The 18,931-nt window shown below is 71.3% G+C and carries 16 protein-coding genes; 11 read left to right on the plus strand and 5 right to left on the minus strand.

All coding sequences use genetic code 11. The annotated features are described in order from the left end of the window. Nucleotides 1-19 precede the first annotated feature (19 nt). Nucleotides 20-1,003, minus strand: a complete 984-nt coding sequence (locus IS481_RS04380; RefSeq protein ID WP_104356030.1) for a Bug family tripartite tricarboxylate transporter substrate binding protein — start codon at nt 1,001-1,003, stop codon at nt 20-22. A 329-nt stretch (nt 1,004-1,332) separates the two neighbouring features. Here IS481_RS04380 and IS481_RS04385 point away from each other — a divergent pair, with 329 nt between their 5' ends. From IS481_RS04385 to IS481_RS04435, 11 genes are all read left to right on the plus strand, one after another. Continuing rightward, nucleotides 1,333-2,217 (plus strand): fumarylacetoacetate hydrolase family protein, encoded by an 885-nt coding sequence (locus tag IS481_RS04385; RefSeq protein WP_104356031.1) that lies wholly within the window; start codon nt 1,333-1,335, stop codon nt 2,215-2,217. A 15-nt stretch (nt 2,218-2,232) separates the two neighbouring features. Beyond that, nucleotides 2,233-3,186, plus strand: coding sequence for a cupin domain-containing protein (locus IS481_RS04390; protein WP_104356032.1), 954 nt, complete (start codon nt 2,233-2,235; stop codon nt 3,184-3,186). Between the two features lies 1 nt (nt 3,187). Next, nucleotides 3,188-4,381 carry an FAD-dependent monooxygenase gene (locus tag IS481_RS04395; protein ID WP_104356033.1) on the plus strand — a complete coding sequence of 398 codons (1,194 nt, stop codon included), beginning with the start codon at nt 3,188-3,190 and terminating at the stop codon, nt 4,379-4,381. A 1-nt stretch (nt 4,382) separates the two neighbouring features. Next, complete coding sequence (locus IS481_RS04400) at nt 4,383-5,576, plus strand: FAD-dependent monooxygenase (RefSeq protein WP_104356034.1); 1,194 nt, start codon at nt 4,383-4,385, stop codon at nt 5,574-5,576. A 58-nt stretch (nt 5,577-5,634) separates the two neighbouring features. Beyond that, nucleotides 5,635-6,618, plus strand: coding sequence for a Bug family tripartite tricarboxylate transporter substrate binding protein (locus IS481_RS04405; protein ID WP_104356035.1), 984 nt, complete (start codon nt 5,635-5,637; stop codon nt 6,616-6,618). Nucleotides 6,619-6,654: 36 nt separating this feature from the next. Next, the gene (locus IS481_RS04410) at nt 6,655-8,784 is read left to right on the plus strand and encodes an acetate--CoA ligase family protein (protein WP_232529457.1); all 2,130 of its coding nucleotides are present in this window, start codon (nt 6,655-6,657) and stop codon (nt 8,782-8,784) included. Then, nucleotides 8,781-9,938 (plus strand): acyl-CoA dehydrogenase family protein, encoded by a 1,158-nt coding sequence (locus IS481_RS04415; protein WP_104356037.1) that lies wholly within the window; start codon nt 8,781-8,783, stop codon nt 9,936-9,938. Before IS481_RS04410 ends, IS481_RS04415 begins: the two co-directional genes overlap by 4 nt. 11 nt (nt 9,939-9,949) lie before the next feature. Then, on the plus strand, nt 9,950-11,089 hold the full coding sequence (locus tag IS481_RS04420) for an acyl-CoA dehydrogenase family protein (protein WP_104356038.1): 1,140 nt from the start codon (nt 9,950-9,952) through the stop codon (nt 11,087-11,089). Further along, nucleotides 11,086-12,243 carry a thiolase domain-containing protein gene (locus tag IS481_RS04425; RefSeq protein ID WP_104356039.1) on the plus strand — a complete coding sequence of 386 codons (1,158 nt, stop codon included), beginning with the start codon at nt 11,086-11,088 and terminating at the stop codon, nt 12,241-12,243. Before IS481_RS04420 ends, IS481_RS04425 begins: the two co-directional genes overlap by 4 nt. Before the next feature lies 1 nt (nt 12,244). Then, nucleotides 12,245-12,631, plus strand: a complete 387-nt coding sequence (locus tag IS481_RS04430; protein WP_104356040.1) for a Zn-ribbon domain-containing OB-fold protein — start codon at nt 12,245-12,247, stop codon at nt 12,629-12,631. A 116-nt stretch (nt 12,632-12,747) separates the two neighbouring features. Continuing rightward, nucleotides 12,748-13,695 carry a LysR family transcriptional regulator gene (locus tag IS481_RS04435; RefSeq protein ID WP_104356041.1) on the plus strand — a complete coding sequence of 316 codons (948 nt, stop codon included), beginning with the start codon at nt 12,748-12,750 and terminating at the stop codon, nt 13,693-13,695. A gap of 7 nt (nt 13,696-13,702) precedes the next feature. Here IS481_RS04435 and IS481_RS04440 read toward each other — a convergent pair whose 3' ends face one another. The 4 genes from IS481_RS04440 to IS481_RS04455 form a co-directional block, all read right to left on the minus strand. Next, nucleotides 13,703-14,914 carry a multidrug effflux MFS transporter gene (locus IS481_RS04440; RefSeq protein ID WP_104356042.1) on the minus strand — a complete coding sequence of 404 codons (1,212 nt, stop codon included), beginning with the start codon at nt 14,912-14,914 and terminating at the stop codon, nt 13,703-13,705. A gap of 138 nt (nt 14,915-15,052) precedes the next feature. After that, nucleotides 15,053-16,147 (minus strand): redox-regulated ATPase YchF, encoded by a 1,095-nt coding sequence (ychF, locus tag IS481_RS04445; RefSeq protein WP_104356043.1) that lies wholly within the window; start codon nt 16,145-16,147, stop codon nt 15,053-15,055. 282 nt (nt 16,148-16,429) lie between these two features. Further along, on the minus strand, nt 16,430-17,851 hold the full coding sequence (locus tag IS481_RS04450) for an SLC13 family permease (protein ID WP_104356044.1): 1,422 nt from the start codon (nt 17,849-17,851) through the stop codon (nt 16,430-16,432). A gap of 198 nt (nt 17,852-18,049) precedes the next feature. After that, on the minus strand, nt 18,050-18,913 hold the full coding sequence (locus IS481_RS04455) for an MOSC domain-containing protein (RefSeq protein ID WP_165908707.1): 864 nt from the start codon (nt 18,911-18,913) through the stop codon (nt 18,050-18,052). Between the last annotated feature and the right edge of the window lie 18 nt (nt 18,914-18,931).

Below are 18,931 nucleotides of genomic sequence, written 5' to 3' on the forward strand. Positions count from 1 at the left end.
AAACGGGAGGGAGGGCGGCTCACTGGGGCTTGAAGCCGGAGGCCTTGATGACCGGTGCCCACTGCTCGAAGTCGGCCTGCAGGCGCTTCTCCGTCTGGGCGGCCGGGCGGAAGTCGGGCTGCATCGCGAACTTCTCGATCAGCGACTGCTGCACCTCGGGTGTGGCCAGAGCCTTGCTGACCGCGTCCTGCATCTGTGCGACCTCGCCGGCGCTGGCGCGCGCGTGGGTCCACACGCCATACCAGGCTTCGCCGGCGGTGACCGGGAAGCCGTGCTCGGCGAAGGTCGGCACGTCCGGCATCAGCGGCGAGCGGTTGGCGGTCAGCACGCCGACGATGCGCAGCTTGCCGTCCTTGACGAAGGGCGTGACTTCACCGGCGACCATCAGGCCGGCGGCGACGTGGCCGGGGATCAGGTCGGTGATCAGCGGGCCGTTGCCCTTGTACGGGACGATGGTGGCTTCCACGCCGATCACCTTGGCGAGCTGCAGCCCCAGGAAGTGGTTGTGGCCGCCCGCGCCGGCGGTGCCGAACTGGGCATCGCCCGGGGCGGCCTTCAGCGAGTTGACCAGGTCGGTGGGGGTGCGCACCTTGGAGTCGCCGCCGACGACGAGGCCCAGCGGATAGGACGTCACGCTCGCGACCGGTTTCAGGTCCTTGAGCGGGTCGTAGCCGGAGGCCATGCCGGTCAGGGCAGGGAACACCACGGCACTGAAGGGCATGAGCGCGAACACGGGCTTGCCCGCGGGGGTGTTGGCGAGTTCGCGCAGCGCGATGGTGCCGAGCGCGCCCGTGCGGTTCTCGACCACCACCGGCTGCTTCAGGTACTCGGGCAGCTTCTGCGCGAGCACGCGGGCCACGGCGTCCGACGTGCCGCCCGGCGCGAACCCGACCAGCATCGTGACCGGGGTCGGCTGCGACTGCTGCGCGAGGGCCGCGCCGCCGCACAGCGCGATGGCGTGCGCGAGGGCGAGCCGGAAGAGCGGCTTGAGCTTGGAAGGCATGTTTGTCTCCTGTGTCTAGGGATGTGTCGGCACGTCGCCGTGGGTCCAGGCGGTTGGAAATCCGGACGCTGTGCGAAGTGGACCACTGCACGGGCGGTCGACATAGCCGCTGGCGGAGAACCCATCCATCTCCGAACGAGATCGATGCCTGGGGTTTACCCATGGACGCACAGCATGACACGGCAGCGATGCCGGGGCGGTGCGGGGGGTTCTCTTTTCGAGATGGCTCGGATCTCCGCTGCCGCCTTTCTGGCGGACCTTGCGGCTGCTCTACTGACGCCGGTTTCGAGACATGGCTGACGCCACCGGCGCAGCAGGCAAGGAGCAACATGAAGATCGTTCGATACAACGGAGGCCACGTCGGCATCTCCGACACGTGCAAGGTCGTCGACGTGAGCCACCTGTGCGGGGCGGGCCCGGACGAGTGGCCGCCCGTGGGGATCAACCGCCTGATCCGCGACTTCGACGCGCTGCGTCCGCAGCTGGAGCAGCTGCTCGCATCGGAGCCGGGCGTGCCGCTGGAGTCGGTGCGCCTGGAAACGCCGGTGCCGTGGCCGAACAAGCTGGTCGCCTACCCGGTCAACTACCACGACCACGCCAGGGAGATGGCCTCCAGGGGGCTGGCCAACATCCAGGGCTACTTCCTGAAGGCGAACTCCTCGCTGGTCGGCCCGGCGGACCGCATCGAGCTGCCCGCGCTCAGCGGCCGCGAGATCCACCACGAGTGCGAGATCGCACTGATCATCGGCAAGCAGGGGCGCCAGATCCCGCTCGAGCGGGCGCTGGACCACGTGTTCGGCTACGCCTGCCTGATGGACATGACGGTGCGCGGCAAGGAAGAGCGCGTGTTCCGCAAGTCCTACGACACCTTCACGCCGGTCGGCCCGTGGATCACCACCGCCGACGAAGTGCCGGACCCGAAGGATATCGGCATGAAGCTGTGGGTCAACGGCCAGCTGCGCCAGCAATCCAACACGCGGGACCTGATCGTCGACATCGCGAACATGGTCGCGATCGCGTCGTCGGCGTCGACGCTGTACCCCGGCGACATCATCGCCACCGGAACGCCGGCGGGGGTCGACAAGGTGCTGGCGGGCGACGAGGTGACCATCGAGGTCGAGCACGTCGGAAGGATGTCGCTGCCGGTGGTGCAGGGCACGCACGGGGCCAACGTGGTGTTCGACAAGCCCTACGAATTCGTCCGCCATTCCTGATCCCCGGAGGCATCCATGAACGACAACAAGCAACGCCTGCAGGCCGCCACCAACCTCGACGAGCTGTACCCGGTGCTCGACGCGCTGCGCATGACGCCGGGCTGGCACAAGAAGCGCCCCTCGCTGTGGCCCGAGCCGCGCACCCGGTTCCAGCCGCTGCACTGGAGCTACGACGTGGGCCGCGTCGCTCTGGACCAGGCCGGCCGCTGGATCGGCATGGAGCTGGCCGAGCGCCGCAACCTGCTGCTGTTCAACCCGGTCGGCGACAACGACTACGACTCGGTGCGCACCCTGGTGGTCGCGTTCCAGATGCTCAAGCCGGGGGAGCACGCCCGCGCCCACTGGCACACCCCGAACGCGATGCGCTTCGTGCTCGACGCCGAGGACGGTTGCTACAGCATCGTCAACGGGGTGAAGGTGCCGATGCGCACCGGCGACGTGCTGCTGACGCCGGCCTACGCCTGGCACAGCCACTACAACGAGGGCCAGGGCAACGCCTACTGGATCGACATCCTGGACGTGCCGCTGGTGCACCTGCTGGAGCCGATGTTCTGGGAGGAGCACCCGGAGCGCTACCAGCCGGTCACTGCCGAGCCCGAGGAGCACCCGTTCTACCGCCCGCATGCACGCAACCGCGAGCTGCTTGCGGCCGCGGCGCCGCAGGACGGCGTGCGGCGCGTCCTGCTGGACACCGCCAACGAGATCAAGACCTTCGACATCGGCTTCACCGCGATCGAGGCGGGCTCGCGCCGCGTGCAGCCGCGCACCACGGCCAGTCGGATCATCGCCGTCGGCCAGGGGCGCGGCACCGCGCGCATCGGCGGGCTGACCACGCAATGGGCGCGCGGCGACGTGCTGGCCGTGCCGAGCTGGACACCGTACGAGATCGAGGCGCACGAGGATGCCGTGCTGCTCGAGGCGACCGACACCCCGGTGATGAAGGCCCTGGGTTACTACCGGGAGCAATGAGATGAGCCAGAAAGCGTTGGTCGCAGGCGGCGGCATCGGCGGACTGGCCGTGGCCATCGCGCTGCTGCAGCGGGGTATCGACGTCGAGGTCTACGAGCAGGCCGGCGAGCTGCGCGAGGTCGGCGCCGGCATCCAGATCAGTCCGAACGGCAACCGTGCGCTGCACTCGCTCAACGTGTTCGAGACGCTGCGTGCGCTGTCGTGCGACGCGGACGAGAAGGAAATCCGGCTGTGGAACACCGGGCGCACCTGGAAGCTGTTTTCCGACGGCGACGAGGTGATGCGCAGGTACGGCTTCCCGTACATGACGGTGTTCCGGCCCGACCTGCTGCGCGTGCTCGGCGACGAGGTGCGCCGGCTCAAGCCGGACGCGATCCGCCTCGGTGCGCGCTGCACGGGCGTGACGCAGGACGCCGACGGCGTGACGCTGGAGCTGGCCGACGGCAGCCGCGTGCAGGGCGACTTCCTGGTCGGCGCCGACGGCGTGCATTCGAAGGTGCGACCGGCGCTGTTCGGCGAGGACGAGATCCAGTTCACCGGCATGGTGGTGTGGCGCTCGCTGATCCCGATGGACGTGCTGCCGGACCACATGAAGCGCAACGTCGCGGTGAACTGGGTCGGGCCCGGCGGGCACCTGGTGCATTACCCGGTGCAGGGCGGAAAGATGATGAATTTCGTCGGCACCAAGGAGGGCAACCAGTGGAGCGGCCCCCCGTGGAACGAGCCGTCCAGTCGCGAGGAATGCGCAGCCGCGTTCGAGGGCTGGCACGAGGACATCCACACGATGATCCGCCACGCTCCGGCGGTGCAGAAGTGGGCGCTGTGCCTGCGCGAGTTCCTGCCGCACTGGTCAGTGGGGCGCTGCACGCTGCTGGGCGATGCCTGCCATCCGACCACGCCTTTCCTGGCCCAGGGGGCGGTGATGACCCTCGAGGACGCGGTGGTGCTGGCGCGCTGCGTCGACGCCCACCGCGACGACATCCCGGCCGCGCTGAAGCGCTACGAGGCGCTGCGCATGCCGCGCACCTACGACATGGTGCGCCGCGCGCTGGAGAACGGCCGGCGCATCCACGCGCGGGAGCTGGGCGATCCGGCCAGCGCCGAGATCTTCGGCGCACGCGAATGGTCACAAGGCGCGGTCGGCGACCGCTACGAGTGGCTCTACAGCTATCAGGCAGAAACGGTGGCGATCTGACATGCGGACACTCAAGGCAATCGTGGTAGGGGGTGGCATCGGCGGCCTCGCGGCAGCCATCGCGCTCCTGCAGCGGGGCATCGACGTCGAGGTCTACGAGCAGGCCGGCGAGCTGCGCGAGTTCGGCGCCGGCATCCAGATCAGCCCGAACGGCAACCGCGCGCTGCACGCGCTGGGCGTGTTCGAGGCGCTGCGGGCACTGTCGTGCGACGCCGACGGCAAGGAGATCCGCCTGTGGAACACCGGTCGGATGTGGCCGCTGTTCAACCTGGGCGACCAGGCGATCCGCAAGTACGGCTTCCCGTACATGACGGTGTTCCGGCCCGACTTGCTGCGCGTGCTCGGCGAGCGGGTGCGCCGGCTCAAGCCGGATGCGATCCACCTGAACGCGCGTTGCGTGGGCTTCGCGCAGACCGGCGATGGCGTGTCGGTGCAGCTGGCCGACGGCCGCTGGGTGCATGGCGACCTGCTGCTGGGCGCCGACGGGGTGCACTCGGTGATGCGCGGGCTGCTGCACGGGCCCGACGAGATCCAGTTCACCGGCATGGTGGCGTGGCGCGCCCTGATCCCGATGGAGGCGCTGCCCTCGCACCTGGTGCGCAACGTGGCGCTGAACTGGATCGGCCCGGGCGGGCACCTGGTGCACTACCCGGTGCAGGGCGGGCGGCTGATGAACTTCGTCGGCACGCTCGAGGGCGACCGGTGGGGCGGCCCGCCGTGGCAGGAGCCGTCCACGCGCGAGGCCTGCGCGCAGGCGTTCGCGGGCTGGCACGAGGACATCCACACGATGATCCAGGCCGCCCCTTCGGTGACGCGCTGGGCCATGTGCCTGCGGCCGTTCCTGGAGCGCTGGACGGTGGGCCGCGCGACGCTGTCCGGCGACGCCTGCCATCCCACGCTGCCGCTGCTGGGGCAGGGGGCGGTGTCGTCCATCGAGGACGGCATCGTGCTGGCGCGCTGCCTCGAGAAATACGACGACGTGCCGACCGCCCTGCAGCGCTACGAGGCGGTGCGGCGCCCGCACACCTACGCGATGGTGCACGGCTCGTCGGAGAACCTCTACCGCTTCCACAACCCCGTGCTGGCCACGCCGGAGACGGCCGAGCCCTTCATCAGCCGCGAATGGCAGACCCAGGCCATCAGCGACCGATACGACTGGCTGTTCACCTACGACGCCGAGGCGGTCGAGATCTAGCCCCACCCGTCGGCCTGCATGGGCAGGCCGCACACCACAACGACACAGGAGACAAGACATGCTGAAAGCGACCAGGCGCATCCTGCAGGCCAGCTTGCTGGCCGCGACGGTCCTGTGGGGAGCGGGGGCCGCGGCCCAGGGCTACCCTGAGCGGACCGTCCGCCTCGTGATTCCCTATGCCCCGGGCGGTCCGACCGACGTGCTGGGCCGCGCGCTCGCCGAGCAGCTCGGGCGTGAGCTCAAGCAGAGCGTGGTCGCGGAGAACCGCCCCGGCGGGGGCGGCGTAATCGCCATGTCGGAGGTGGCGCGCGCGACGCCGGACGGCTACACGCTGCTGCTGGGCGACATCAACCTGTCGGTCAGCCCCGCGCTGCACAAGTCGCTGCCGTTCGATCCGTCCATCTCGTTCACGCACATCGGCATGGCGGCCAACGCCCCGATGCTGGTGCTGGTGCCGGCGAACTCGCCGATCACGGACATGAAGGACCTGGTGCGCCGCGCCAAGGAGGCACCCGGCACGATCGCCTACGCGCACGGCGGCGTGGGCAGCCCCACGCACCTGGGCCCCGAGGTGTTCCAGAGCCGCTACCAGCTCAAGCTGATCTCCGTGCCCTACAAGAGCTCGGGCGAGTCGCTCACCGCCGTGGCCGCCGGGCACGCGCAGGTGGTGTTCACCGGCCTGAGCGCGGCCAAGGGGCTACTGGACGGCGGCAAGGTGCGCGCGCTGGCGGTCGCCGGCAGGCAGCGCTCGCCGGTGCTGCCGCAGGTGCCGACGATGGCCGAGGCCGGCGTGCCGCTGCCCGAGCTGGACGTCGGCTCTTGGTGGGGTCTGCTCGGCCCGGCCAACCTCCCGCCGGCCATCGTCACCCGCCTGCACGCCGCCCTGCAGGGCGCGCTGTCCTCGCCCGAGCTGTCGCAGCGGCTGGCCATGCTGAACTTCACCCGCGCCACCGGCGGTCCCGACGAGATGCGCGAGTGGGTCGCCACCGAGACCCGGGTCTGGGGCGACGTGCTGCGCAACGCCGGCATCCGGCCCGAGTGACGCAACCCTCCTGTTCCTGAAGAAAGAACACTGGCTGTGACTTCATCCCTTACCTCCCTGCTTCAGCCGCGGTCCATCGCGATCGTCGGCGTGTCCGCCGAGGCCCGGTCGCTGGGCGGCTTCGTGCTCGACAACCTCGAGCGCTTCGGCTACGCGGGCGACATCCACCTGGTCAGCCGCAACGCGACCGAGGTGCGGGGCCGTCCCTGCGTGAAGAGCGTGTCCGAACTGCCCGAAGGCGTCGACGTGGCCGTCCTGACCATCCCGGAAAGCGCGGTACTGGCGACGCTGCACGAGTGCGGCGCCCGCGGCGTGCGTTCGGTGGTGGTGTTCGCCGCCGGCTATGCCGAGGCCGGCGAGGAGGGGCGGCGCAAGCAGGACGCGCTGGCCGCCGCCGCCGCCCGGCACGGCATCGCGCTGGCGGGACCCAACTGCATGGGGCTGACCAACTTCAGGGACGGCATCCCGTTGACCTTCGAGACAGTCGACCGCTACCCGGGCAGCGAGGTGCCGGGCGTGTCCATCGTGGCCCAGAGCGGCGCGATGGCGAACAACATCCGCGAGTCGCTGATCGGCCGCGGCCTGCCCATCACCTGCGCGGTGTCCACCGGCAACGAGGCGGTGCTCACGCTCGAGGACTACATCGAGCACTTCATCGCCGACCGCTCCACCCGGGTGATCGCGGTCTATGCCGAGCAGATCCGCCGCCCGCAGAAGTTCCTCGAGCTGGCGCGCCAGGCCCGCGAGGCCGGCAAGCCCATCGTGCTGAGCATGATCGGCCGCAGCGAGCGGGCGCGCGAGGCCGCGCAGTCGCACACCGGCGCGCTGACCGGCGACTACGCGACGGCCTGCGCGCTGCTGCGCGCCGAGGCGGTGGTGGTCACCGAGACCATCGACGAGCTGTTCGACGTGCTGCCGATCCTGCTGCGCCACCCGCAGCCGCCCGATGCCGGCCTGGCCTTCGTGACCGGCTCCGGGGCGATGAAGAACGTCGCACTGGACCTGGCACAGGACCTGGGCCTGGACCTGCCGGCCTTCACCGATGCCACGGTGCAGGCGCTGCAGGCCATGCTGCCCGGCTACGCCGTCAGCGAGAACCCGCTCGACTACACCACCGTCGCGGTGCGCGACCCGGCCCTGATGGGCACGCTGATCGACGCGGTCGCGGCCGACCCGCAGTGCGGCTGCCTGATCGTCTCGCAGATGGGCGGCTCGGCGATGAACCAGCGCGACAAGGCGCAGTACATGGTGCCGGCCGTGGCACGCGCGGACAAGCCGGCGGCGCTGGTCATCATGGGGGACGACGGCCCGCTGGCGCCGGAGCTGCTGCAGGCCGCGCGAGACAGCGGCGTGCCGTTCTTCCGCTCGCCGGACCGCGCGATGCGCGCGATGGCGCTGGTGCGCGCCTACGGCCGCGCCCTGCAGGAACTGCGGCAGGAGGGCCGGCGCACCCAGGCCGCGTCGCTGCCGCCGGTGCGCGAGGCCTTTCCCGAAGGCGGCACGGTGGCCGAATACCGCGGCAAGGCCTGGCTCGCGCAGGCCGGGCTGCCGGTGCCCCGGGGCGCGCTGGCCACCGACGTCGAGGCGGCGGTGCACATCGCACGCGACATCGGCTACCCGGTGGTGATCAAGGCGCAGGCCGCCGCACTGCCGCACAAGAGCGACGCGGGCGGCGTGATCGTCGGGATCGCCGACGAGGCCGCCCTGCGCGCCGCGTGGGACCGGCTGGTCGCCAACGTGAAGCAGGCGCGGCCCGGCCTGGTCCTCGACGGCGTGCTGGTCGAGGCGATGGGCCGCAAGGGCGTCGAGCTGGTGGTCGGCGCGCGCCGCGACCCGTTGTGGGGCCCGGTGGTGATCGTCGGGCTGGGCGGCGTCTGGATCGAGGTGCTGAAGGACGTGCGCCTGCTGCCGGCCGACGCCGACGAGGCGCAGGTGCTGCGCGAGCTCGACCGGCTCAAGGCCGCCGCGATGCTCAAGGGACTGCGCGGCCAGCCGCCGGTCGACCTGCGCGCGGTGGCGCGCGTGGTGACCCTGGTGGGCGACGTGATGCGCACCGTGCCGCAGGTGCGCGAGATCGACATCAACCCGGTGATGGCCAGCGAGGACGGCGTGGTGGCGCTGGACGCGCTGGTCGTGTGCGACCCGGGCGAGGAAGGCCAGGCATGAAGCTGAAGTATTCGCCGCAGGACGAGGCATTCCGCCAGGAGGTGCGCGACTTCGTCGCCACCGAGCTGCCGGCCGGGGTGCGCCGCAAGATGCAACGGGGCGAGCGCCTCGAGCGCGAGGACCTGGTGGCGTGGTACCGCCGGCTGTACGAGAAGGGCTGGGCCACGCCCGGCTGGAGCCGCGAGTGGGGCGGCACCGGCTGGACGCCGGTGCAGCGCCACCTGTTCGACGAGGAGATCCTGCTCGGCGGCGCGCCGCGCATGGTCTCGAGCGGCATCATCATGCTGGGCCCGGTGCTGATCGCGTTCGGCACCGAGGCGCAGAAGCGCCGCTACCTGCCCGACATCCAGCGCAGCGCGGTGTGGTGGTGCCAGGGCTTCTCGGAGCCGGGCTCCGGCTCGGACCTGGCCTCGCTGCGCACGACCGCGGTGCGCGACGGCGACCACTACGTCGTCAACGGGCAGAAGATCTGGACCTCGTACGCGCAGTTCAGCGACATGATGTTCTGCCTGGTGCGCACGGACCCCAACGCGCGCAAGCCCCAGGAGGGCATCAGCTTCCTGCTGATCGACATGAAGGCCCCCGGGTTGACGGTGCGTCCGATCGCGACGCTGGACGGCGGGCGCGACCTCAACGAGGTGTTCCTCGACAACGTGCGGGTGCCCGTGGAGAACCTGGTCGGCGAGGAGAACCAGGGCTGGACCTGCGCCAAGTACCTCCTCGGCCACGAGCGCGGCGGCATCGCCGGCATCGGCGCGGCCAAGCAGCAGCTCGGGCGCCTGCGCCGGCTGGCCGGGCCCCGGCTCGGCGACCCGGTGTTCGCGGCGCAGGTGCACCGCCTGGAGATCGAGCTGCTGGCGCTCGAGGCGACCGCCCTGCGCCTGCTGGGCGCGGGACAGCGCAGCCTGGCCCCCGCGGCGCAGACCTCGATGCTCAAGGTACGCGGCACCGAGCTGCGCCAGTCCATCTACCGCCTGATGCTCGAGGTGGCCGGCCCCGAGGCGGCGCTGTGGCCCGGTGCGCACGACGACGACGCACTGGCGGAGCTGCGCGCGCTCGCGCCCGACTACCTCGATGCACGCAAGTTCTCGATCTACGGCGGCACGAACGAGGTGCAGCGCAACCTGATTGCCAAGGCGCTGCTGGCTGCCTGAAGGACACGTCTATGGATTTCTATCTGGATGAGGAGCAGGTCGCCCTGCAGGACGCGGTGCGACGCTACTGCGACCAGGCCCTGCCGCTGCACCGGCGCGGCGCGCCCGCCACGCCGGCCGAGCAGGCCGCGCGCTGGCGCGGGCTGGCCGAACTGGGCGTCATTGGCTGGGGCTTCGGCGAGGACGTCGGCGGCAGCGGCGGCACCGCGGTGGAGACCTGGCTGGTCGCCGAGGAGCTGGGCCGCGCGCTGGACGCGAGCCGCTACATCGAATCGGCCGTGCTGTGCGGCCGCCTGCTGGACACGCTGGGCGACGCACGGCAGCGCCAGCGCTGGCTGCCGCCGCTGGCCGAAGGGCGCTCGCTGGTCGTGCTGGCCCTGCAGGAAGGCCAGGCAGGCACGCCGGCGCAGGTCGCGATGCGTGCCATGCAGGCCGCGGACGGCTGGCGGCTCGACGGCATCAAGACGCACGTGATGCACGCCCCGGCAGCCGACGTGTTTCTGGTCGCCGCGCGCACCTCCGGCGCGCCGGGCGGGCTCGACGGCCTGAGCCTGTTCGCCGTGCCGGCGCAGCAGGCGGGCCTGTCGCTGGAGGCCGGCGCGACGCTGGACGGGCAGCAGGCTGCCACCCTGAGGTTCGATGCCGTGAGCGTGCCCGACGCGTGCCGCATCGGCGCGGCAGGGCAGGCCGGCGCGGCGCTGGAGGCGGCGCTGGACGCCGCCCGCGCGGCGCTGTGCGCCGAGAGCGCCGGAGCCTTGTCGATGCTGCTCGAGATGTGCATCCAGCAGCTCAAGGACCGGCGCCAGTTCGGCCGCCCGCTGGCGGACTTCCAGGCCCTGCAGCATCGCCTGGCCGACCTGTACGTGGCGGTGGAGCAGGTGCGCGCGATGAGCGCGCTGGCCGCGATGGCGGTGCACGAGTCGCGGGCGGGCGAGCGCGCCCGGCTGGTCTCGGCTGCGCGCGTCACCACCGACGAGGCGGCACGCTTCGTCGGCGAGTGGGCGGTGCAGCTGCACGGCGCCATGGGCATGACCGAAGAGTGCCTGGTGGCCCACTACGTGCGCCGCCTGCTCGTGGCCAGCGCGCGCTACGGCACCACCGGACAACACCTGCAGCGCTACGCTGCGCATCGCGAGGAGGAACTGGCATGACGCCGAGCACCGCCTACATCGTGGGGGCCTACGAGCACCCGACCCGCAAGGCCGACGACCTGTCGGTCATGCGCCTGCACGCCGACGTGGCGATCGGCGCGCTCAAGGACGCCGGCCTCGGCAAGGACGACATCGACGGCTACTTCTGTGCCGGGGACCTGCCCGGACTGGGCCCGGCCTCGATGGTCGAGTACCTGAACCTCAACGTGCGCCACATCGACGCCACCGAATGCGGCGGCTCTGCCCCCATCGTGCACGTCATCCACGCCGCGCAGGCGATCGCCGCCGGGCACTGCAACGTCGCGCTGGTGACGCTGGCGGGCCGTCCGCGCGCCGCGGGGGCCTCGCTGGCGCTGCGCCCGCCCGACCCCGATGCCCCGGAAGTCGCGTTCGAGCTGCCGTACCGGCCGATGACGCACAACGTCTACGCGATGGCCGCGCGCCGGCACATGCACGAGTTCGGCACCACCAGCGAGCAGCTCGCGTGGATCAAGGTCGCTGCCTCGCACCATGCGCAGCACAACCCGCACGCGATGCTGCGCCAGGTGGTCACGGTGGAAGACGTGGTCAACTCGCCGCTGGTGGCGGATCCGCTGCACCGGCTGGACTGCTGCGTCGTCAGCGACGGCGGCGGCGCGGTCATCGTGGCGCGGCCCGAGATCGCGCGCTCGCTCAAGCGCCCGCTGGTCGCGGTGCGCGGTACCGGCACGGCGCCCAGGAACGCGATGGCCGGCCAGCTGGACCTGACCTGTACCGGCACCGTGTGGTCCGGCCGCCGTGCGTTCGAGGAAGCCGGCGTGACGCCGCAGGACATCCAGTACGTCTCGCTGTACGACAGCTTCACGATCACCGCCCTGCTGCAGATCGAGGACCTGGGCTTCTGCGCCAAGGGCGAGGGCGGGCGCTTCGTGATGGACGGCAACCTGATCTCCGGCGTGGGCCGCCTGCCGTTCAACACCGACGGCGGGGGCCTGTGCAACAACCACCCGGCCAACCGCGGCGGCATGACCAAGGTCATCGAGGCGGTGCGCCAGCTGCGCGGCGAGGCGCATCCGGCGGTGCAGGTCAAGGACTGCAGGCTGGCGCTGGCCAACGGCATCGGCGGGACCATCAGCCGCCACACCGCGGCGACGCTCATCCTCGAGAGGCAGTGACATGCAAGACAAGGCAACTCCCGGCATCCTCGGCACCGAGGCGTACTGGCAGGCGGCGTCCGAGGGGCGCCTGCTGATCAAGCGATGCAGGGCCTGCGGGCAGGCGCACTTCTACCCGCGCGACATCTGTCCCCACTGCCTGAGCGCGGACACCGAGTGGATCGAGTCCGGCGGGACCGGCAGCCTCTACTCGTACAGCCGCGTCGTGCGCGGCAGCGACGACTGGACCATCGCCTTCGTGCGGCTGGACGAAGGCGTCACGATGATGAGCAACGTCGTCGATTGCGACCCCGCGCAGCTGCGCGTCGGGCTGCCGGTGTCGGTGGTGTTCCGCCCTGCCGCGGGCGGGCACGTGGTGCCGATGTTCAGGCCGGCCGAGCAGGTATAGTGGCCGCACCGATCCGTCGTCACGGGACCGGCGGGCCGGCGGGGGCCTTGCGCCCCACGGCCGCCATCCCGGCGGCGGGCATCCCGGCCGTCGGGACAGTGCAGTAGGCAACCGCCTTGATATTCGAGGATCTGAGCGCTTTCGTCGCGGTGGCGCGGCATGGCAGTTTCGCCCGCGCGGCCGTCGACCTGTGCATCGCGCAGTCGGCGCTGAGCAAGCGGGTGCAACGGCTGGAACAGCGTGTGGGCGTGCCCCTGCTCGAGCGGCGCGCGCGCGGGGTGGCGCTGACCGAGGTCGGGCAGGTGTTCCTGGCGCGGGCCGAGCGCGTCGTCGCCGAAGTGGCCGACATGGAGCGCAACCTGTCGGCCGTCACGCACACGCCCTCGGGCGAGGTGCGCGTCGCGATGCCGCAGCGCTCCTGCGCGCTGCTCGCGCCGCCGCTGATCGAGCGCTGCCGCGCCGAGCTGCCGCTGGTGGACCTGCAGGTGCTGGAAGGCACGCCAGCCCACGTGCATGCCTGGCTGTTGAGCGGCGAGGCCGACATCGCGCTGGCCTACAACCCGGAGCTCGGCGCCGAGTTCTGGATCAAGCCGGTGCTGGTCGAGCCGCTGTACCTGTTCGGCGCCAGCCCGGCCGTGGCGCGCAAGCGGGGCACGCCGTTGCCCGAAGTCTGCTCGCTGTCGGACCTGGCGAACTACCCCCTGATCCTGCCGAAGAAGCCGCACAGCATCCGCGTGCTGATCGACCGGCTGTGCGCCGGCCACGGCGTGCGTCCCAACATCATCTACGAGGCCGAGGGCACCCACACGATCCGCGGCATGGTCGAGCGGGGCATGGGCTACACCGTGTTCAGCAAGAGCGGCTGGAAGTACGCCGTCGATTCCGGCGCGCTGGCGGTGGCCCCGTTCAGCTCGCCGCTGGTGAACTGGAGACTGTGCATCGTGCGGCACCGCAAGGACATCAGCGCCGTGGCGGTCAACCGCGTCAACGAGATCCTGGAACAGGAGCTGGACGCGCTGGTGGTCAGCGGCGCCTGGCCGTACGCCCGGCGCGCCGCCGAGTGAGGCGCGTTCAGTCCGCGCGGGCGGCGCGCCAGGCCTGCCCGCCGAACCACAGCGCGCTGCCCAGCACGGCCGAGGCCAGCATCGCCAGCACCATGGGCCAGGTCGTGCCGTTCTGGGCCGCGGCCACCGCGCTGCTGACCGCGAACGCACAGCCGAACTGCAGGATGCCCACCAGCGCCGAGGCGGTGCCGGGGTAGGCGCCCGAGGCGGCCATCGCGATCGCTGCCGAGTTGCCGGCCACCAGGCCCAGCGTGGCGATCACGAACCACAGCGGCAGCATCAGCACCAGCGGATGCGGGGTCTGCGCCACCGCCAACAGCGCGACGGCGGCGGCGAGGTTCACGCCCAGCGCCAGGCCGAGCAGGCGGGCCACGCCGAAGCGGCGCAGCGCGATGCCGTTGAGCTGGGCCCCCGCGACCAGCCCGAGCGCGGTGCCGCCGAACACCCAGCCGTACTGCTGCTCGGACAGGCCGAAGTGCCCCATGAAGACGAACGGCGATCCGGTGATGAAGGCGAACATCGACGCCCCGGCGATGCCGCCGGCCAACGCCGGCACCATGAAGCGCGGCGAGCGCAGCAGCGTGGCGTAGCCCGCCAGGATCGAGGCTCCGTCCAGCGGCCTGCGGCGCTCGCGCGGCAGGGTCTCGGGCACCCACAGCGCCACCAGGATCGCGCACAGCGCCGCGAACGCCAGCAACAGCACGAAGATCGCGCGCCAGTCGGACACCGCGAGGATCCAGCCCCCCAGCAATGGCGCGACGATGGGCGCCAGGGTCACCAGCGTCAGCAGCAGCGACAGCACGCGGGCGCTGTCGCGCGGCCCGTACAGGTCGTGCACCACCGCGCGACCGATGATCATGCCGGCGCAGCCGCCGATGGCCTGCACGAAGCGCAGCCCGGTGAACAGCGCGATGTCGCGCGTCAGCAGGCAGCCGAGCGTGGCCAGGGCGAACAGCAGCACCCCGGCCAGCATCGGGCCCTTGCGGCCGTAGCGGTCGATCACCGGCCCGTACAGCGCCTGCCCGCACGCCAGCCCCAGGAAGAAGGTCGACAGCGTCGCCTCGATGTGCCCGTGGTCGGTCCGGTAGGCTGCGGCCAGCTGCGCGAAGGCGGGCAGGTACATGTCCGTCGAGAACGGCGCGAAGGCCGTCAGCATCGCCAGCACGAGGATCAGCCGGCCGGCGCCGGCCTGGGGGATAGCGGTGGTGGGGTGGGTCATCGGGCAGGGAAAGGCAGCGGCTGCCGTCGGCAGCGGCGCCCGTGGGGAGGGCGGCCGGCGCAGGGGCCGGCCGGGGCCGCACTGCCGGCACGTGGGCCAGCGTGCGGCGCGACGGGGACCCGCGGGTCCCGCGGGCGGTCAGACGTTGAAGAGGAAGTGCAACACGTCGCCGTCCTTGACGACGTAGTCCTTGCCTTCGGCGCGCATCTTCCCGGCGTCCTTGGCGCCCTGTTCGCCGCCGTAGGCGATGAAGTCCTCGTAGGAAATGGTCTGGGCGCGGATGAAGCCGCGCTCGAAGTCGGTGTGGATCACGCCGGCGGCCTGCGGCGCGGTCGCGCCGATGGGGATGGTCCAGGCACGGACTTCCTTGACGCCGGCGGTGAAGTAGGTCTGCAGGCCCAGCAGCTTGAAGGCGGCGCGGATCAGGCGGTTCAGGCCCGGTTCGTCCTGGCCCATTTCCTTCAGGAACATCAGCCGGTCCTCGTCGCTCATGTCGGCGAGCTCGGCCTCGGTCTTGGCGCAGATCGCCACCACCGGCGCGCCCTGCTGCTCGGCGTAGGCCTTCAGGCGGTCCAGCAGCGGGTTGTCCTCGAAGCCGTCCTCGGAGACGTTGCCGACGAACATCGCGGGCTTGGCGGTGATCAGGCACAGCGGCTTGAGCACGGCCAGCTCTTCCTTGCTGAAGTCGATGGTGCGCACCGGACGGCCCTCGTTCAGGGCCGCCTGGCACTTCTGCAGCACATCCACCAGGCGCTGCGCTTCCTTGTCGCCGCCGGCCTTGGCGACCTTGGTGTAGCGCTGCAGGCCCTTCTCGACGGTGGCAAGGTCGGCCAGGCACAGCTCGGTCTGGATCACCTCGATGTCGGCGATCGGGTCGACGCGCCCGGCCACGTGCACGACGTTGTCGTCCTCGAAGCAGCGCACCACGTTGACGATGGCGTCGGTCTCGCGGATGTGGGCGAGGAACTGGTTGCCCAGGCCTTCACCCTTGGAGGCACCGGCCACCAGGCCGGCGATGTCGACGAACTCGACGATGGCCGGCACCACCCGCTCGGGCTTGACGATCTCGGCCAGCGCCTGCAGCCGCGGGTCCGGCAGTTCCACGACGCCGACGTTGGGCTCGATGGTGCAGAACGGATAGTTCTCGGCCGCGATGCCCGCCTTGGTCAGGGCGTTGAACAGGGTGGACTTGCCGACGTTGGGCAGGCCGACGATGCCGCACTTGAGACTCATGAAATGTCCTTTGGAATCAACCCCCCCTCTGCACCATGGGTGCCCGGTGCGGGCGTGATCGAGGGGCCCGACCCGCGCGCCTGGTGCGAGGTCTCGGGGGGGACACCGGCGCATGGCGCAGGAACGCCCGGGACACCGGTGCCTGGTCCTCGTTTTGCCTGGGGAAAACTGCTGCCGATTGTACTGGTCGGTGAATCCGGTCGCGCCGGCGGCGCCGACGCAGTGCCCGGCGGGCGAGGCCCGCTGCCGTGACCGGAAGATCGGGCCGTCCGGCTGCCGCGTTCAGCCCCACCGGAGCGTGCCCCACGCCGTGAGCACGAGGATGCAGACCAGGTTCAGGGCGATGCCGGCGCGCAGCATGCTGCGCTGGGGCACCATCCCGGTGCCGAACACCATGGCGTTCGGCGGCGTGGCCACCGGCAGGGCAAAACCGAACGAGGCGGCCAGGGCCACCACCACGACCAGTGCCTCGGGCGGCAGCCCGATCTGCGCGGCCACCGCGGCAAAGATGGGCACCATCAGGGCGGCTGCCGCGGTGTTGCTGGCGAACTCGGTCAACGCCACCATGAAGGCGGCGACCGCCAGCAGGACCAGCGTGGGGTGGGCGCCCTGCAGGGCGTCGGCGGTGGCGCGGCCCAGGGCCAGGGAGGCACCGGACACGTCCAGCACCCGGCTCAGGGCCAGCCCGCCCCCGAACAGCAGGAGGACGCCCCAGTCGGTGTGCCGGACGACGTCTTGCCAGCTCGCCAGCCGCAAGGCCACCAGGGTCACGACCGCCGCCATGGCCACGAAGGTGTCGGGGCCCTCGATGCCCCAGGCCTTGAGCGGGGTGGCACCGAAGATCCAGCCCAGGACCGTCAGCCCGAACACCACCAGCGTCACCACCCTGCGCGGCGTCCAGGGCTGCGGCACCATCTCGGGCACGAAACGCCGGTGCAGCGTCGGCCGCAGCACGCACCACAGGGTCACGAACATCAGCGGCAGCAGGATGGCGGCCAAGGGCAGGCCGATGAGCAGCCAGCCGGCATAGTCGATGCCGGCGGCCCGCGCGGCGATCGCGTTGGGCGGGGTGGCCACCACGGTGCCGATGCCCGCGATGCTGGTGGAGTACGCCACGCCCAGGAGCACGAAGGCCTGTGTGCGGCGGTCGCAGGCCGGGCCCAGCGATCCGAGCATGCCCAGGGCCAGCGGCAGCATCACAGCGGCGGTCGCCGTGTTGCTGATGCCCTGGGACAGGAGGGCCGTCGCCAGGAACAGCAGCACCACCGCCCGCCCGAAGTGTCCGCCGGACAGCGAGAGCAGCCACGCGGCCATCTTGAGGTCGAGCTTCTGCGTCCGCAGTGCCGTGGCCAGGGCGAACCCACCGAGAAACAGGAACACGATCGGGTCCGCAAACGACGCCAGCGCCGACGTGGTGGTGACGCCGGGGATGCGCAACACCAGCGCGCCCAGCGGCACGAGCATCGCCGTGACGGCCAGGGGCAGGGCCTCGGTGAGCCAGAGCGTGCCGATGAAGACGAGCAGTGCCAGGCCTTTGCGGGCGGCTTCGTCGAACGGGGCCAGGGCGTGGACGAGGCAGGCCAGCGCCACTGCGCCGGCCATGCTCACGCCGCGGCGCATGGCTCCTGGCGGCCGGTCCCGACCCGGTCCGGCGACCTCGGCCGTGCCTTCGGGGGCCTGCGATGTGGTGCCTCGGTCGTTCATGTCAGCATCCCGTCAAACGGCCGGATTCGACCGGGGCCGGCATCCACCCGTGTGCCGCTGCGGCACGGTTTTCCGGCCCCCGGCGGCAGTGCCGAAACGGGTCGCGTGGCCGCAGGATGGGTGGCCCGGCCGCCACGAACGACCAAGGCCGCCCGGGGTGACCCCTCCCCTCATGCGCCGGGATCCGGACCGGCCGGCTCAGAACTTCAGCGTCGCCGAGCCGGTGGCGCCGCGCCGCAGCAGGTGCTCGATGCCGTCCAGGATGATCGCGTTCATCCCGAAGGTCAGCGCCCCGTCCAGCCGCGCATCGGCGCGGTAGGTCGCCAGCGTGTCCAGCGGCTCGGTGCCGGGCTCGCCGGTGGCCGGGTCGACGTTGGGGATGGGACAGCGCGGGCAGGGCTTGACCAGCTTCAGGTGCACGCGGCCCTGGTCGGTGTCGATCCACAGTTCGTCGAGGAAGTCCTCGGCGTGCGGGTCGAGCGGCGCGTCGAGGCCCGCGATCACCAGGTTGGGGCGGAAGCGCTCGATGCCGACCGGCGCGGCGCCGCGCGCGGCAAGCCGTTCGTTCAGCCCGTCCAGCGAGGACTGCGACAGCACCAGCAGCGGGTAGCCGTCGCTGAACTGGTTCTCCGCCTCGAGGCCGCCGGTCCAGCGCGTGCTCGACAGCCGCTTCTGCTCGGGGTCGAAGCGCACCAGGCGCACCGGGCGGCCGAGGAAGTCGCTGAACCACTGGGACGCGAGCCGCCCCATGTCGTAGGCGCGCACGGTGTCGTTCCAGACCTGCACGGTGACCGGCTCCTCCACGGTGTCGTAGGCCACGTGCAGCGCCAGCATCCCGGGCGCGCGCAGCACCATGTCCTGGTGGCGCAGCTCGGGCCGGATCAGCGCCATGCGCGGCAGCTCGCGCTGGGTCAGGAAGCGGCCGTCGGGGTCGACCACCATCCAGGCCCGGTCGAACTCCAGGCCGGTCTCGACCAGCAGCGCTTCGTCCAGCGCCACGCCGGCGCAGGACTTGACCGGGTAGACGTACAGGCCGCTCAGCAGGAAGTGGATGTCGCTCACGTCGATGGCTCCGTCTGG

The sequence above is a fragment of the Caldimonas thermodepolymerans genome (assembly GCF_015476235.1).
GTDB classification, from domain to species: domain Bacteria; phylum Pseudomonadota; class Gammaproteobacteria; order Burkholderiales; family Burkholderiaceae_C; genus Caldimonas; species Caldimonas thermodepolymerans.

Coding starts and splice junctions, on each gene's coding strand:
- IS481_RS04390 (WP_104356032.1), top strand. CDS start 2,233: ATGAACGACAACAAGCAACGCCTGCAGGCCGCCACCAACCTCGACGAG.
- IS481_RS04400 (WP_104356034.1), top strand. CDS start 4,383: ATGCGGACACTCAAGGCAATCGTGGTAGGGGGTGGCATCGGCGGCCTC.
- IS481_RS04405 (WP_104356035.1), top strand. CDS start 5,635: ATGCTGAAAGCGACCAGGCGCATCCTGCAGGCCAGCTTGCTGGCCGCG.
- ychF (WP_104356043.1), bottom strand. CDS start 16,147: ATGAGTCTCAAGTGCGGCATCGTCGGCCTGCCCAACGTCGGCAAGTCC.
- IS481_RS04380 (WP_104356030.1), bottom strand. CDS start 1,003: ATGCCTTCCAAGCTCAAGCCGCTCTTCCGGCTCGCCCTCGCGCACGCC.
- IS481_RS04430 (WP_104356040.1), top strand. CDS start 12,245: ATGCAAGACAAGGCAACTCCCGGCATCCTCGGCACCGAGGCGTACTGG.
- IS481_RS04420 (WP_104356038.1), top strand. CDS start 9,950: ATGGATTTCTATCTGGATGAGGAGCAGGTCGCCCTGCAGGACGCGGTG.
- IS481_RS04450 (WP_104356044.1), bottom strand. CDS start 17,851: ATGAACGACCGAGGCACCACATCGCAGGCCCCCGAAGGCACGGCCGAG.
- IS481_RS04395 (WP_104356033.1), top strand. CDS start 3,188: ATGAGCCAGAAAGCGTTGGTCGCAGGCGGCGGCATCGGCGGACTGGCC.
- IS481_RS04385 (WP_104356031.1), top strand. CDS start 1,333: ATGAAGATCGTTCGATACAACGGAGGCCACGTCGGCATCTCCGACACG.
- IS481_RS04440 (WP_104356042.1), bottom strand. CDS start 14,914: ATGACCCACCCCACCACCGCTATCCCCCAGGCCGGCGCCGGCCGGCTG.
- IS481_RS04415 (WP_104356037.1), top strand. CDS start 8,781: ATGAAGCTGAAGTATTCGCCGCAGGACGAGGCATTCCGCCAGGAGGTG.
- IS481_RS04425 (WP_104356039.1), top strand. CDS start 11,086: ATGACGCCGAGCACCGCCTACATCGTGGGGGCCTACGAGCACCCGACC.